Genomic DNA, 13,482 nt, shown 5'->3' on the forward strand with positions numbered 1-13,482 from the left:
TCCTGGCAGGGGGCACGTCTGACGATGGTCCGTCAGACAGTAATTCGCCGTTTGCGGGCCGTCACCTGCCAGGTTTCGCGGACTTCCTGGTTTTCGGCTACGTACAATTCCTCGTACAGGTTGACGGTTGGGCAGATGTGATACGGTACACCGTACAAGAGATCACCTACCTGAAGTGCGTCCCAGTCCTCAACTTGCAGCACCCCATGTTCTTCGCTCTGGCTGAGCAGTTCATAGCCGGTCAGGTTCAGGAAGCGCACCCGTTTGTCGATGGGATTCTCGGCCGCTACGCCCTTGTGGCCCAGGTCAATGGCTACTAAACCCTGTTTCGGTTTAGAGATCACGCGGGTCAGCAACAGAGCCGCGTAGTTGAATGGCTGCTCAGTCAGTTGATCGCCGTAGCCCCAATCCCAGAACACGCAGGTGCCGGGACTGCAATACGTATCGGCTCGCAGCGCGTGGGCCGTAAATGCAGGCGTCCCTCCGGCTATGACCATAGGCTTAGGCAGATCATTCGCTTCGAGCGTTTCCAGAAAAACCGCTACGTCCATAAAACCCTGATCGATGGTTCGTTGCCGGTCGGCGAAGTTAGCGTCGCGGATGTGGCCATCGTAGACATGCAGGCCGTGGGAGCGTACGTTTGATAAGGTTTGCAGCAGTTGGTAAAAAGGCAGTAGCTCTGCGTCGAGCAGGTGACCCGAGCGATCCATGCCGTTATTAATGTCGATGAATACGTCGGCCACCAGTCCGTGTTCTCCAAAAAGCTGGTTGTGCAGCCTCGCGTTGTCAGCATCGTCGAGCAGCGACGCCATAAACACCGCTGGATACTGCTGACGCAGGCGGATCAGCCGTTCGATTTTAGGGCCGACTAACTGATGGGCAATGATGAGGTGCTTTCCACCCGCCTGCGCCACCATCTCGGCTTCGGCAATGGTGGCGCATTTGAATTTTGTGATGCCGGCCGCCAGCAGCATCTGCACGACTTCGGGCGTTTTAGTGGTTTTAACGTGGACGTACAGGCGGTCGGGACCGCCGGCAATCTGAATCATCTGCCGGATGTTGCCCGCGATCCGGTCTTTGTAGACTACCAGCGAGGGCGTATCCAGTTCGTAGCTGTTGTTGAGGGTGTACCAGGCGGTGTCGTTCGTCATGTTGTAATGGGTTATTGGTGCGCAACCGCTTCCAGTTCAATCAGCACATCAAAATGCAATTTGGGGACCGGCACGATGGACCGGGCAGGTCTATGAGCACCGAAAAAGCTGGCGTATACAGCGTTGACTCGTTGCCACAGATCAATGTCGGCTACGTACACCGTTGTTTTCAGGACTTTTTCCGGCGATGAACCCGCTGCGTCGAGTATCGTTGCCAGGTTCTGAAGTACGACCCGGGCCTGCTCCTCAATGGGAAGCAGGTTATACGTTTCGCCGGTCTGAAGGTTTTTAGGTAAGATGCCCGAGACGAACACCAGCCCGTTATGGACAACGGCCGGGGCGTAGTGACCGGCCGGGGGCAGTGCGTTAGGTACCTGAATTTCGTGCATGTTATACAGAAGATGCGCTTGGACTGGCAAAGAAAACCGAAAGATTGTCGGGGGCCAAGCATTTTTTGCCTGCCCGTCGGTGAAAGCCAGGATTACGAATTTTTAACAAACTTTTCGGGCAACTATTCAGGCTGTGTCTGCATCTTCAACCTGGTAAGCGAAGCCGGTTCGTGCATAAAAACAACCGTTTATCACGTACAAATCGGTCGCTGTTCGTTACCTTATTATACTTGTTTATAGACCATTCCGCCTACCTATGAAAAATGGCTTACTCGTTCTGCTCGTGCTTTTTTGTTCTATAGCCCTCTTCGCGCAGACGCCCCCGCAATCCCGCTCGACTACCGGACTGCGCGGTACGGTTAAAAGCGCAAAGGGAGAAGCGCTGCCCTATGCGGCCGTTATCGTGAAAGGAACATCGATCGGTACGATCACCAATGCCGAAGGACGCTATGAAATCGGGCTGGCACCGGGGCGCTACGAAATCGTTTTCCAGTTTCTGGGTTTCCAGTCGATGCAGAAGGCTGTGGAGGTAGGCAATGAGTTTGTCACGCTGGACGTTACGCTGCAAGAGCAGGCAATCCGGCTGGCCGAGGTACAAACCAGGGGCGGACAGGAAGACCCGGCCTATAGCATCATGCGCCGGGCTATTGCTAAAAGCCGCTTCCACCAGTTGCAGATCGATCGATTTAAAGCGCGGGTCTATACCAAATCGTCCTTCACGGTGCTGGACCTGCCCAATGCGGCCGAGTGGATGTTCAAAAAGCAATTGAAGGAAGCCGAGAAGGAAGCCAATTTTAAAGTTGGCCGACCCATCCTGAATGAACAAATTGCTGAGGTGTCGTTTCAGCAACCGAATACGTATCGGCAGCGGATTGTGGCCAACCGCAACTCAACCGGCGATTTTGCCACGCCCAGCCAGTACTATAACGTCAGTTTCTACAGCCCAACGGTGGCCAACGTCGTGTCGCCCCTGTCGCCGAAAGCGTTTGCGTACTACCGGTTCGAATACGAAGGGACGTTCAGCGAACAGGGCGTGGAGATTAACAAAATTCGGGTCATACCCCGGCAGTACGGTGAGGGGGTATTCCGGGGTGTCATCTACATCATCGAAAATACCTGGGCCATTCACAGCCTGCAACTCGAAACGATCAGTGCTCAGGGATTCACGGTCAACACGCGCTTCCTGTACAGTCCGGTCAAAAGCGTCTGGGTGCCGGTTAACCAGCGGTTCGATGTCAACGGTACGTTTTTCGGGGTCAAGTTTACCGGGCAGTTCGTTAGGAATCAGACTTTTAATGAGTTTGTGGTCAACCCGGCGTTTGTGGAGGATGTTCGGGTTGTGGACGAGAAGAAAGACCAGCCCGCCGTTACGTTGTCGAACCGCGACATCAAAGGCCGTCAGTTCGATGAGATGGTGAAGAAACAGAAAGAGTTTTCGACTAAGAACCTGAAGCAGCTCATTAAGGAATACGAGAAACAGGAAAAAGAGGAACGCAAGAAAAAGAAAGAGGACGTAGCCGTCATGCGCGACGACTCACTGGTGATCGATTCGCTGGCGACCAAACGCTCCAATACGTTCTGGGATTCATTGCGGTCGGTACCGCTGACAACTGCCGAATCGGTCAGCTACAAAAAATCGGATAGTCTTAAGATTGTCCGCGAAATTGGAAAGATCAAGACCGATAGTACCGGGCGCCGGGATACGACCAAACGTCGGTCACCTAACAAGTTTTCGCCCGGGCAGTTGCTGGGCGGCTACACCTGGAACCTGAATAAGAAAACGGCTCTGGTGTACACGAGCCCTTTGATGCAGGTCGAATACAACACCGTTGAGGGCTACGCCGTGGAAGGAGGACTGCAACTGCGGTATCGCCCCCGGCGAGATTCGACGCTTCGGCGTTTTGGGTCGATTCCGCAGCGTCAGTGGACGATTGGCGGAACGGGGCGCTACCAGTTCGGGCCAAACAAATTGGTGGGCTACGGCACGGCGCAGTACCAGCACCGATTCAGCCGGATCGGGTTATCGGGCGGGCGGTACGTGTTTCAGTTCAATCCCGACAATCCGATCAGTCCGGCTCTGAACACCCTTACGACCACCTTTTTTGAGCAGAATTTTTTGAAAATTTATCAGAAAGACTACGCTACTCTAACGGCCAGCGTGTCGCCGTTCGACCAGCGCATTACGTTGTCGGGAAGCCTCGAATACGCGGAGCGAACAGAGCTTTTCAACTTCAGGGAGGACCCCAGGCCGTTTCTGCGGGTCGATGTTAGAGGTCGGTCGTATACGCCCAACCGCCCAACTAATATTGAATTGGCCAATACGGGTTTCCCGGTGCATCAGGCCGTGGTGCTGAACCTGACAGCCTCGGCGCGACTGGGCGCTACGCAGTATTACATCCGCAACGGTCAGCGTTACGCTCGTCGGGCCAACGACAGCCCGTTGCTGACCCTGAACTACCGCAAAGGCATCTCGGGCCTGGCAGGCAGCGACGTAGACTATGACTTTGTGCGGGCCACCCTCAGCCATTCGTTCGAGACCGGCATCCGCAGCCGCCTGAACTACCAGCTCAGCGCCGGTACGTTCCTGAACGACAAAAAACTCTATTTTCCCGATTTCAACCATTTTGCCGGGAATGAGTTCTTCTTCCAGCAGGGCGATGTGGTATCGACCTTCCGGATGCTGCCGTATTACCAGTTCAGCACCGGCCGGAATTACCTGGAAGGGCACGTACTGGCCGAATTTCGGAAGTTCCTGCTGACGCAGATCACCCTGGTGCGGCTGACGGGCCTGAAAGAGAACGTGTTCGTGCATTACCTGCGGACACCGGCCCTGAAGAACTACACCGAAGTTGGCTATGGTCTCGACGGCCTGATTCCGCAGGTGTTGCCGGTGTTTCGGATTGAGGTTATCTCGCAATTTCAGGACCTGAAGTACCAGCGGCTGGGTTTCCGGATCGGTACGACGCTCAAATTTGGCCGATAGTATCCCGGACGCGGGCGTCTGGTCAAACTAACTGTAACATAAACCGGACGGGGCGTCCGGGCTACTACGTATGCACCGTCGTCAGTTTATACGGACATCGATGACCGCAGCGGCCGGAATCGGTCAGTTGTCGGCTGGGTCTGCCATGGAAAAACCAAAGCCAACATTACCTGATCCGCAGCCCGGTAATCTACCTCGATGGCGGGGCTTCAACCTGCTCGAAAAATTCGTTGCCGGTACGTCGGGGCCGGTGCCCGAAGGACCGTATCACGAGCGCGATTTCGAGTGGATTGCCAACTGGGGGTTTAACTTCGTTCGACTGCCGATGTCGTACCGGTGCTGGGCACCCGGCGATCCGGTCCGCTGGACCGAACTAAACGAGCGGGTGCTGAAAGAGGTTGACCGGGCGGTGAAATATGGTCGTCGGCACGGTGTTCACACGAACCTGAATCTGCACCGCATTCCGGGCTACTGCGTGAATCCGCCCGCCGAACCGCTCAATCTCTGGACCGACGAGCGGGCACTGGAAGCGGCCGTTTTTCACTGGAAACACCTCGCCGAACGCTACAAAGGCCGGCCGAATCGCGAAGTGAGCTTCGACCTGATCAACGAGCCGGCCAATGTCGACGAAGCCAGCTACGTCCGGGTAATCAAGGCGCTGGTTGATGCCATTCGTTCCGTTGACCCCGACCGGCTCATCATTGCCGATGGGCTGCAATACGGTACGCAGCCGGTGTACGGACTTACCGGCATGAACCTGGGCCAGAGTACACGTGGCTATATGCCCATGAACGTGAGCCATTATCAGGCGTCGTGGGTACCGATGAGCAGCGAATGGCCCGCGCCCGCCTGGCCGACCAACTGGATGAACGTAACGTGGAATGCCAATACGTTGCGGTCGTTTGCCATTGAACCCTGGCGAAAATTACAGGAAAAGGGCGTTGGCGTTCACGTCGGCGAATGGGGCTGCTTCAACCGTACTCCGCACGATGTGGCGCTACGCTGGATGGAAGATCAGCTCAAACTCTGGAAAGAAGCCGGGTGGGGCTGGTCTTTATGGAATTTCAGGGGCGAATTTGGCGTACTCAACAGTGGCCGTAAAGACGTAGCGTACCAGGAATACAAAGGCCAGCAACTGGATGAGAAGATGCTGGCTTTACTACAGACGTATTGACGAATCGACTTCGTGCAAAGTATAAAAGACTTATTTGAGGTATTTCCGCGTTCGGGCCGTATCGAGTGGATCGGGATTCGGCCCGAACGGCGCGGTATCGTTACGGTGGTCGATCAGGTACCTGTATCCGACAAAGCAGGGCTTGTTGGCGATCACTACAGTGGCCGGAGCGGGAATCGGCACGTAACGCTCATTCAGGCCGAACACCTGCCGGCCATTGCCGCCTACGTGGGCCGCGACCGTGTCGATCCGGCCGAACTTCGCCGTAACCTCGTTGTATCGGGGCTCAACCTGCTGGCTCTGAAAGATCACTATCTTCGACTTGGCGACGAGGTCGTGTTACAGGTAACGGGTCAGTGTCACCCCTGTTCGCGCATGGAAGAGAACCTAGGGCCGGGCGGCTACAATGCCATGCGGGGCCACGGTGGGTTAACGGCCCGGGTCATTCACGGCGGTACAATTCGGGTAGGCGATCCGGTCCGGGTGGAGCTGGCTGTCGCGGGGGCTATTCCTGCCGACCGTCCGGATCAGCCGTGATTCGGCTGGGTCGGTTGAAGCCATTCCGGTAGCGGTTGCGGAGTTGCTGAATCGTATTGATCAGCTCGTAGTCGGAAGAGCGGAGCAGGAACTCGTCGCTCAAATCGCAATAATCAAGAAAACGGTCGACATCCTCGCCTTTCAGGTCGGTGGCCTGATCGACCAGCAGCCGAAACCGTTCAACCGCCAGTTTGTGCCGTCGGTCTTCCTGCATAATGACGTACGCTTTCCGGTCTGTTTTCGGGCGTTTGGCGAACAGTTCGTACAGCAGCGTTACGCCTGCTCCGTCGGCAATCCGGTTGAAGGCTTGTTCGCCCGTCACTTTCTCGGAAGCTGTTGGCTCCTCAAGCACCTGCTGAATCTCCCGCTTAACTTCTTCGTAGCGTTTGGCCGTTACGGTCACCTCCTGCAAATCCACTACGCGGTAGGGCATCGGCGGCAGCGCTTTGGCAACAATCTGCGGGTTTTCGGAGCCGTCGAAGCGGATACCTACCCGGCTGTAGGTCTGGCTCGTCATAATGAGCGAATCGCCGGGGCTGGCCGTAATGAAGAATCGACCGGCCGTATTGGTGCGGGCACGCTGGCGGGTTCGCTTGTTAATTACCGTTGCCCGATCAACTCCCTGTTTTGTGGTCTGGTCAACTACCGTACCGACAACGTATTTGCCCCCTTGTGCCCACGACCTGTCCGTTGCTCCGAAAAGCCCAGAAAGCAGAAACAGGATAAACAAGACTTGCGGGCGCATGCTCAAACGGGTTGTTGTGCAGGAATCAACAAAGGTAGAGACTTTTGAGCGCCCGAAAGGTTTAACCGCTGTTAAAAAACCTTAAGGAGTTGTTGTAGCCGGGCCGGGGTCATTTCTGTAAAATCGGCAATGACATCGTCAACAAGCGGCTGTAGCTCGTCGGGTGTTTGGGTAGTTGCGACGCCAACGACATAAGCCCCGGCGCTTTTCCCGGCCCTGATACCCGGAAAGGAATCTTCGAACACGATGCTGTCGGTTGGGGCTACGTTCAGCAATTCCATCGCTTTCTGATAAATCTCTGGATCGGGTTTAGGGCGGCTAACCAGACTTTCGTTCAGCAGCACATCGAAGTAGGGCCGGAGTTCAAGCTCATCCACTACAAAATCGAGGTTTTCGACCGGGGCCGAGGTCGCTACGGCCGTGCGAATCCCGGCAGCTTTCAATGCTTTGAGAAAATCGGGCAGGCCGGGCACGGGTTTGATATGCGGCCGGTACACGTCGCGGAACAGAGCTTCCTTTTCGTAAGCAATCACGGCGGTTTCTGCGGCTGACAGAGGCCTGTCGGCGAAAAGGTGCGCGACGATGTCGTTGTTGTGTTTGCCGGACACGTACGTAATAAAGTCCGCGTCGGTGAGGGTTTTGCCGTGGCGTTCGTAGTAGGCTCGCCAGGTGTCACGGTGGTATGGATTGGTGTCGACAATGACGCCATCCATGTCAAAAATTACAGCTTTCATGAAAGTGGTTTTTTACCGCAAAGACGCAAAGGCTTCGCAAAGATCGCAAGGGTTATAATTAGTAAGCTTTCCTTGCGCTCTTTGCGGTTACTACATTGCGTCTTTGCGGTTAAATAAGGCAATTAAAATAAATTTACCAGTCTCGCCAGGACGGCTGAAACTAACAGCACTACGGCGACAAACGCCAGACCGAGGGCTAACCCAAACGCTTCGGCCACAAAACCGATAACCGGCGGACCCGCCAGAAAGCCCACAAAACTAAAGGTGGCAAACGTAGCCAGACCAGCGGCAGGCGGAATACCCGGAATTCGCAATGAGGCACTGTAGAGAATCGGAGCCCCGAGCGAACAACCTACACCCAGCAGGGCAAAACCCAGCAAGGCCGTGGTGGGATACGGAATCAGGATCGCAACCAGCAGACCAACGGTACCGATGGTTGCCCCAACCTGGAGCCAGCGTTTCGCGCCAATCTTCGGAATGATTGCATCGCCCAGGAAACGCCCGGCGGTCATTGTCAGCGAAAAGCAGGCAAATCCGAGTGGCGCGATCTGGCTGCTGGCTCCCAGCGTCTCGCGCAGATAAACGGCACTCCAGTCAAAAGCCGCTCCCTCGCCGAGCGCAATGGCCAGTCCGATCAGAATCATCAGCATCAGGTCTCGGTTGGGCCGCACGAAGGATGAGGCCGCTTTTCCACCTTCAGCCGCCAGGTTACTCGACCGAATGCCGGCCAGAACTGGCTGAACGAGGAACGTCATCAGCAGAATGAGCGCAGCCACAGTCGCGATGTGTACAAACGGCGGTATGTGCTGCGCAATGGCGATCCCGGCCAGTCCGGCGCTGACCATCCCGCCCAGGCTCCACATACCGTGGCAGGACGACATGATGACGATACCTTCGGCCCGTTCGATATTGGTGGCGCAGGTGTTCATGGCTACGTTGATCAGCGCGGCCCCTAAGCCCAGTAAAAACAAACCGAAACAAAGCACCAGCGGGTGCGTGGCACTGATGGGAATCAGGATACTCAGGCAAAGCAGAACAGCCGACCACAGGCAGGCGCGGGCTTCGCCCAGCTTCGCAACGATCCAGCCCGTCAGCGGATTCATCATGAGCAGACCAACCGGAAGCGCGAATAGTGTCATGCCGAGTTGAGCGTCGGAAAGGTGCAGTTGCTGCTTAACGTAAGGGATGTGGGCACCCCAACTTGCCATCAGAATACTCTCCGACGAAAAAACCAGACCAACCGCCCGGGCCTGCTGATGTGAAAAGAAGGTCAGCAGGTTTCTCACGAAAAGATTGCCCCGCCAATTTTGTGTTGAGATGGTTGAATTCATGATACAAATATAGGGGTGCAATCAGGCTAAGCCTGACACCAAATTTACCGGTTATGATGCTGAGTTTGCTTCGAGTGACCGAAAAAGGCGTATATTTGGTTAATGAGGGTGTAATATAACCGCACAAGATCATGCGTCTTCAGTTCGAAAAAGTTGAGCCCGAAGCTGGAAGCTCGTTCAAGATTGTCCATCTGACGGCACCCGAAACCTGTAAGTTTTACTGGCATTACCACCCCGAACACGAGATTGTATACATTCCGTCCGGGAACGGCCGCCGACGGATCGGTACGCACCTGTCGCAGTACGAAGACGGCGAACTGGTATTCATCGGTCCCAACCTGCCGCACCTGAACTTCAGCTATAACAAGCGGGAACAGCACGACGAAATTGTGGTGCAGCTACGGGAGGATTTCATGGGGGGCGAGTTTATGCAGCGACCCGAACTGGGCAGCGTCCGGTGGCTATTTGAGCGGTCGCATAGCGGGCTGTCGTTTGGAGCAGCAACCAAACAGGCCGTGGGACCGCTGCTGAAGCAGCTTCCGGACCTGTCGCCTTTTGACCGTCTGATGACCCTGTTGCAGGTGCTGCAACGCTTATCGGTCGCTACGGATGTACAGTCGCTTCAAGCCGATGGCGTCCGGTTTGAATTGAATATCCGGGAGCAGGAACGCATCAACCGGGTCTACCAGTACGTTGAGCGACACTACGCTGAGCCGCTGGACATCCGGGCCGTGGCCGATCTGGTGAGCCTGACCGTACCAGCGTTCTGCCGGTATTTCAAGCGGATGACGCAGATGACCTTCACTGATTTCGTGAACGAATATAGGGTTAATCAGGCCCGGCGATTGCTTCATTCGTCGCGGACGGTGGCTGATGTCGGGTTTGCGGTGGGATTCAATAACCTGTCGCATTTCAACAAGACGTTCCGGAGCGTTGCGGGCCAGACGCCAAGCGCGTACCGAAAGGCACTGGTTGGTTAAAAACTAGTCTGCGGTAAGACCTGGCAAGGTCAACGATGCGGAGAAGCGGGATAGCTTTTGGCCGCATGGCGTTTGGCAAGGAGGTTCTTCATAATCGTCAGCGGAACGTTGCAGGTGCGAACATACAGTCCGCTGTCGTTGATGGTGAGTACCAGAAAGTTTGTGCCGAAGCTGCCCAACTGCTTCCGATCAACGGACAGAATGTGTTTGCCGGCGGTCAGCCGTCGGGTAAGTACAGCGACCTGACTTGCCTTAAAAAATGAATTGAGGTGATAGATGGTCAGCTTTACCAGGCAGTCGCGCCGAACATCGACCAGAACCCGCAGGGCATACGTCAGCGTGTAATCAAATCTACTCAGCAGCGGTATCTGATTTGGCTGCCGGGCCAGATCGATCCGAATCTGGTCTTTCAGCAACGGGATGATAGGAGCCAGACCCTCCACAAACCGAATCTGCGGATTCTGAGCCGAAAACGTAGCCCGGATGGTCGCCTGCTGCTGGCTGGTGACCCCCCGACCAAACGCGACCAGGGCAAAATCACTACCGTTGAAGTCAATGTGCGCCGTTGCGATGGCATTCGTGTACGTAGCCCGGAGGTTATCCTCAGCCAGGGCGTCGGTCAGGGCGCTCAGTATGCTACGTCGCTGACCTATGAGCAATATGTCGTTTTTCATCCGGCGTACCAGTAGGCTATAGCTAATAGGTATACATAGTGTCGCAGAAAGGCCGGCCGGTATTGTGCGCTACTGCCAGTTTTTACGGAGAACGACCTGGGCCGATTTGCCTTGCGGGCTGAACTGATCGCGTTCGCGGACTTTGTGAGCGTCGGTCATAAACCATTTCCAGACAAACCCACCCGCAAACCACGGCTGAGGCCAGACAGCTTCCAGCAAGGCTGCATAGGCATTGGCCTGAGCCGTTTCGTTGGTAGAGCAGTCTGTCTCAGATTCCCACGGACGTTGAGTAGAGAACGTGCAACTTCGGTAACCAAACTCAGTAAACAAAACGCTTTTTTGTAAGCGGTAGCTAAATGCCCTTAATTGACGCAGATGGGGCCGCCAACTGGAAATCAGTGTGTTGACAGATGGGTCCTGCTTGTCGGAAAGTGGGAAGTAAGCATCCACGCCCACGTAGTCCAGTTCGTTCCAGAACGGAATCTGTTCGTAACGATCCCAGTTCGCTGCGTACGTAAGTTTCCCTTTGTAAATAGTTTTAACGTCTCTGATAAGTTGCTTCCAAAAATCCGGACGAGCAACGGCAAAACGATCCAGTTCGGTTGTGATGCAATACAGATCGACACCGAGTGAATCGGCCAAGTGAGCAAAATGCAGAACGTATTGTCGGTAGTCGGCTTCGAACGTCTGCCAGTCGGTTTCGCGATCGAAAGTCAGGTCGAGGTGAGAACCGCCCTGCATCCAGACGTGCGGCTTCAGCATCACCTTCAAGCCCTGCTGCCGGGCCATCCGGATGGTCTCGGCCACCCCCGTCGGCGTTTCGCCCCACCACTGCCACTTACCCCGGTCGCCCATATTACCGCTGAAATAAAAATGCGGCTCATTCTTGCGGCAGAAACCATAGGGTACCACCGCCACCCACTCGCCACCTGTTTCGCGTACCGTTTCCAGCGATTCTGGACCCGGTTGTTGGCGGGGCGCCACGAGGTTCACGCCTTTAAGCTTAGGGCCGTTATGGACAAACGGGGGCGAGGACTGGCATCCCAGCAGGACAAGAAGTAGTACAATAGCCCGACTGATCATGCGGTAAGTTAACAAAAACTTAGTCGGAATACGTGTAGGCCCGGCGGATGAGTTCAGTATTCCCATCGCGCCAGAGGGTGCGTTCGGTAGTTTCGGCGGGAAGAGCGTGTTCGTTCAACTGGTGGTCGTAGTAAGTTCGGGAGCGATTACCATACACGTCGGAAAAGGCCGACTCCCGGAAGAGACCGTAGCTGTTAATCCATCTGTTTTCAATATCTGATGGGAAATAAGGAACCACAGGGTGTCCTTTAAATTCCCCTTTCGCAACTTCGACCGACCGGCCGACCGTCTGATGACGGAACTGTATGCGGTAGGTATCCCCACTGATTCGGATCAGGCGGTCGCTGGTATCGTAGCGACAACGCCGGGAAAACGATTTCTGAGTGAAATCCCGAAGATCCGTGACCAGCGAGCGTTCGGAAACAATACCCTGCCTGGATAAGCTATACACCCGATCGACCTGGAAATGGGGTTGTTCGCGGAGCGAATACATAATCTGGCTGAGCATACCATCGGCGTTGTAGATGTATTCGGTCACATCCTGGTAGGGTACGTCGCCGGTCGGACGATGGTTTTCGGTTTCGCGGATAAGTCGCCGGTTGGGGTAATCATACGTAAACTGACTTTCAACGATCTGTATTTCTCGCTTATCGGTCTGGAGTTGTTCGCTCTCTATCAGCGACAGCAGATAATTATTTTGGCTGTACGTATAGCGCGTTTCGGAAGAGTAGGGGACGGGACCGTACCGCAACAATCGGCGGCTCGTCAGTAGCCCGTTTGTATCGTAATCGTAATGAATTTCGAGGGCTTCGACGTGTTCATAACTGCGTTGGTAGATAGTGGTCTCACTTAATAAACGATACGCTTCGGGGAGGGGAGGATAAGACGCAGGTGGGGACAAGCCAATCGAACTAAGTCGTTTTAGCTTTGAAGCAATAGATTGTAAAAAATTGTTCATAGTTACATAGGTGGATAGTTAAAAAGACAAAAAAGCGCAAAAAATAAATTTGTTTGCGTTGAATACGTATTCTTTTTACGAAACGGCAGGGCGAAAGGTTTGACGATTGGCCAAAAAAACGGACATTACCTGATGTATGGTAGTAATCGGAGCGATTTTACTGGTTTTTTAATGAATATTCAGCGCCAATCTTTTCCCCTAAAAACAAGCCCTTGTCGGCCGGCAAACGTTGTGTTAACGGTACAACAACAGGACTCGGTCGGATTGTACTATTTTATGTAGAGACCGTAGCTGTCCGGCCGTTCATCAGTAGCATCATCGTTGGGCATCGGCCCGGGAGGTTAATAAAACTGGTGTGGCTGTTGCAAAAGTCGATACGCGCTTACGGCAGCTCGGTTAACCGGCTATTTTCAGCTGGCTAGTTGCCAGAAATTGGCGGGCAGATCGAGCAAATTCTGGCCATTCAAGGCTTTTGCAACAGCCACAGCACTTATACAACAACTCAATTTCTATAGATATGCTATCGCCTAACTCAGCTCTTATCCTTTGGCAGATCATCGTATTGACTCAACTGCTTGGACCTATTTATGCCTTAGTCCAGCTTTATAGAGATGCGATATCTTTCAAAATAAAGACAGTTTGGTGCTTCGTCATTCTATTTATTCCTCTCGGCTGGATTGTCTATCTCATTTTTAGAAAACAGATCTATTCTGTAAAGTCGTAAGTTGGGTTATTTGTATATT

General features: G+C 54.3%; 13 protein-coding genes. 5 read left to right on the forward strand and 8 right to left on the reverse strand.

What is annotated here, in order from left to right:
* Positions 1 to 32: 32 nt before the first annotated feature.
* Together BN8_RS05660 and BN8_RS05665 are read right to left on the reverse strand one after the other, a co-directional pair.
* The gene (locus BN8_RS05660) at positions 33 to 1,151 is read right to left on the reverse strand and encodes a D-TA family PLP-dependent enzyme (RefSeq protein WP_009280855.1); all 1,119 of its coding nucleotides are present in this window, start codon (positions 1,149 to 1,151) and stop codon (positions 33 to 35) included.
* Positions 1,152 to 1,162: 11 nt separating this feature from the next.
* Positions 1,163 to 1,540, reverse strand: a complete 378-nt coding sequence (locus BN8_RS05665) for a RidA family protein (RefSeq protein WP_009280856.1) — start codon at positions 1,538 to 1,540, stop codon at positions 1,163 to 1,165.
* Positions 1,541 to 1,796: 256 nt separating this feature from the next.
* Here BN8_RS05665 and BN8_RS05670 point away from each other — a divergent pair, with 256 nt between their 5' ends.
* From BN8_RS05670 to BN8_RS05680, 3 genes are all read left to right on the forward strand, one after another.
* Positions 1,797 to 4,523 carry a DUF5686 and carboxypeptidase regulatory-like domain-containing protein gene (locus BN8_RS05670; RefSeq protein WP_009280857.1) on the forward strand — a complete coding sequence of 909 codons (2,727 nt, stop codon included), beginning with the start codon at positions 1,797 to 1,799 and terminating at the stop codon, positions 4,521 to 4,523.
* Between the two features lie 70 nt (positions 4,524 to 4,593).
* Positions 4,594 to 5,697, forward strand: a complete 1,104-nt coding sequence (locus tag BN8_RS05675) for a glycoside hydrolase family 5 protein (RefSeq protein ID WP_040005478.1) — start codon at positions 4,594 to 4,596, stop codon at positions 5,695 to 5,697.
* A 12-nt stretch (positions 5,698 to 5,709) separates the two neighbouring features.
* Positions 5,710 to 6,234, forward strand: a complete 525-nt coding sequence (locus BN8_RS05680; RefSeq protein ID WP_009280859.1) for an MOSC domain-containing protein — start codon at positions 5,710 to 5,712, stop codon at positions 6,232 to 6,234.
* Here the strand turns inward: BN8_RS05680 and BN8_RS05685 are convergent.
* The 3 genes from BN8_RS05685 to BN8_RS05695 all read right to left on the reverse strand — a co-directional run bounded on the left by BN8_RS05685 (position 6,203) and on the right by BN8_RS05695 (position 9,044).
* Positions 6,203 to 6,979, reverse strand: a complete 777-nt coding sequence (locus tag BN8_RS05685; RefSeq protein ID WP_009280860.1) for a peptidase associated/transthyretin-like domain-containing protein — start codon at positions 6,977 to 6,979, stop codon at positions 6,203 to 6,205. The genes BN8_RS05680 and BN8_RS05685 overlap by 32 nt on opposite strands.
* Before the next feature lie 71 nt (positions 6,980 to 7,050).
* Entirely contained in the window at positions 7,051 to 7,713 is a 663-nt protein-coding gene (locus BN8_RS05690; protein WP_009280861.1) for an HAD family hydrolase, read from the reverse strand.
* Between the two features lie 122 nt (positions 7,714 to 7,835).
* Positions 7,836 to 9,044 (reverse strand): MFS transporter, encoded by a 1,209-nt coding sequence (locus BN8_RS05695; RefSeq protein ID WP_009280862.1) that lies wholly within the window; start codon positions 9,042 to 9,044, stop codon positions 7,836 to 7,838.
* Positions 9,045 to 9,175: 131 nt separating this feature from the next.
* Here BN8_RS05695 and BN8_RS05700 point away from each other — a divergent pair, with 131 nt between their 5' ends.
* A complete protein-coding gene (locus BN8_RS05700) occupies positions 9,176 to 10,024 on the forward strand; it encodes an AraC family transcriptional regulator (RefSeq protein ID WP_009280863.1) in 849 nt (282 codons plus the stop codon).
* A 29-nt stretch (positions 10,025 to 10,053) separates the two neighbouring features.
* Here BN8_RS05700 and BN8_RS05705 read toward each other — a convergent pair whose 3' ends face one another.
* The 3 genes from BN8_RS05705 to BN8_RS05715 form a co-directional block, all read right to left on the reverse strand.
* Entirely contained in the window at positions 10,054 to 10,698 is a 645-nt protein-coding gene (locus BN8_RS05705) for a hypothetical protein (RefSeq protein ID WP_009280864.1), read from the reverse strand.
* A 69-nt stretch (positions 10,699 to 10,767) separates the two neighbouring features.
* Positions 10,768 to 11,781 (reverse strand): glycoside hydrolase family 113, encoded by a 1,014-nt coding sequence (locus BN8_RS05710; RefSeq protein ID WP_040005479.1) that lies wholly within the window; start codon positions 11,779 to 11,781, stop codon positions 10,768 to 10,770.
* A gap of 19 nt (positions 11,782 to 11,800) precedes the next feature.
* The gene (locus BN8_RS05715) at positions 11,801 to 12,739 is read right to left on the reverse strand and encodes a hypothetical protein (RefSeq protein ID WP_009280866.1); all 939 of its coding nucleotides are present in this window, start codon (positions 12,737 to 12,739) and stop codon (positions 11,801 to 11,803) included.
* Between the two features lie 517 nt (positions 12,740 to 13,256).
* Here BN8_RS05715 and BN8_RS33860 point away from each other — a divergent pair.
* Positions 13,257 to 13,463, forward strand: coding sequence for a PLDc N-terminal domain-containing protein (locus BN8_RS33860; protein ID WP_040005480.1), 207 nt, complete (start codon positions 13,257 to 13,259; stop codon positions 13,461 to 13,463).
* Positions 13,464 to 13,482 lie beyond the last annotated feature (19 nt).

Source organism: Fibrisoma limi BUZ 3, assembly GCF_000296815.2.
Classification (GTDB): Bacteria; Bacteroidota; Bacteroidia; order Cytophagales; family Spirosomataceae; genus Fibrisoma; species Fibrisoma limi.

Excerpts from the sequence above, each read along its gene's own strand:
- BN8_RS05660 (WP_009280855.1), bottom strand. The coding sequence starts at position 1,151 with ATGACGAACGACACCGCCTGGTACACCCTCAACAACAGCTACGAACTG.
- BN8_RS05665 (WP_009280856.1), bottom strand. The coding sequence starts at position 1,540 with ATGCACGAAATTCAGGTACCTAACGCACTGCCCCCGGCCGGTCACTAC.
- BN8_RS05670 (WP_009280857.1), top strand. The coding sequence starts at position 1,797 with ATGAAAAATGGCTTACTCGTTCTGCTCGTGCTTTTTTGTTCTATAGCC.
- BN8_RS05675 (WP_040005478.1), top strand. The coding sequence starts at position 4,594 with ATGCACCGTCGTCAGTTTATACGGACATCGATGACCGCAGCGGCCGGA.
- BN8_RS05685 (WP_009280860.1), bottom strand. The coding sequence starts at position 6,979 with ATGCGCCCGCAAGTCTTGTTTATCCTGTTTCTGCTTTCTGGGCTTTTC.
- BN8_RS05690 (WP_009280861.1), bottom strand. The coding sequence starts at position 7,713 with ATGAAAGCTGTAATTTTTGACATGGATGGCGTCATTGTCGACACCAAT.
- BN8_RS05695 (WP_009280862.1), bottom strand. The coding sequence starts at position 9,044 with ATGAATTCAACCATCTCAACACAAAATTGGCGGGGCAATCTTTTCGTG.
- BN8_RS05700 (WP_009280863.1), top strand. The coding sequence starts at position 9,176 with ATGCGTCTTCAGTTCGAAAAAGTTGAGCCCGAAGCTGGAAGCTCGTTC.
- BN8_RS05705 (WP_009280864.1), bottom strand. The coding sequence starts at position 10,698 with ATGAAAAACGACATATTGCTCATAGGTCAGCGACGTAGCATACTGAGC.
- BN8_RS05710 (WP_040005479.1), bottom strand. The coding sequence starts at position 11,781 with ATGATCAGTCGGGCTATTGTACTACTTCTTGTCCTGCTGGGATGCCAG.
- BN8_RS05715 (WP_009280866.1), bottom strand. The coding sequence starts at position 12,739 with ATGAACAATTTTTTACAATCTATTGCTTCAAAGCTAAAACGACTTAGT.
- BN8_RS33860 (WP_040005480.1), top strand. The coding sequence starts at position 13,257 with ATGCTATCGCCTAACTCAGCTCTTATCCTTTGGCAGATCATCGTATTG.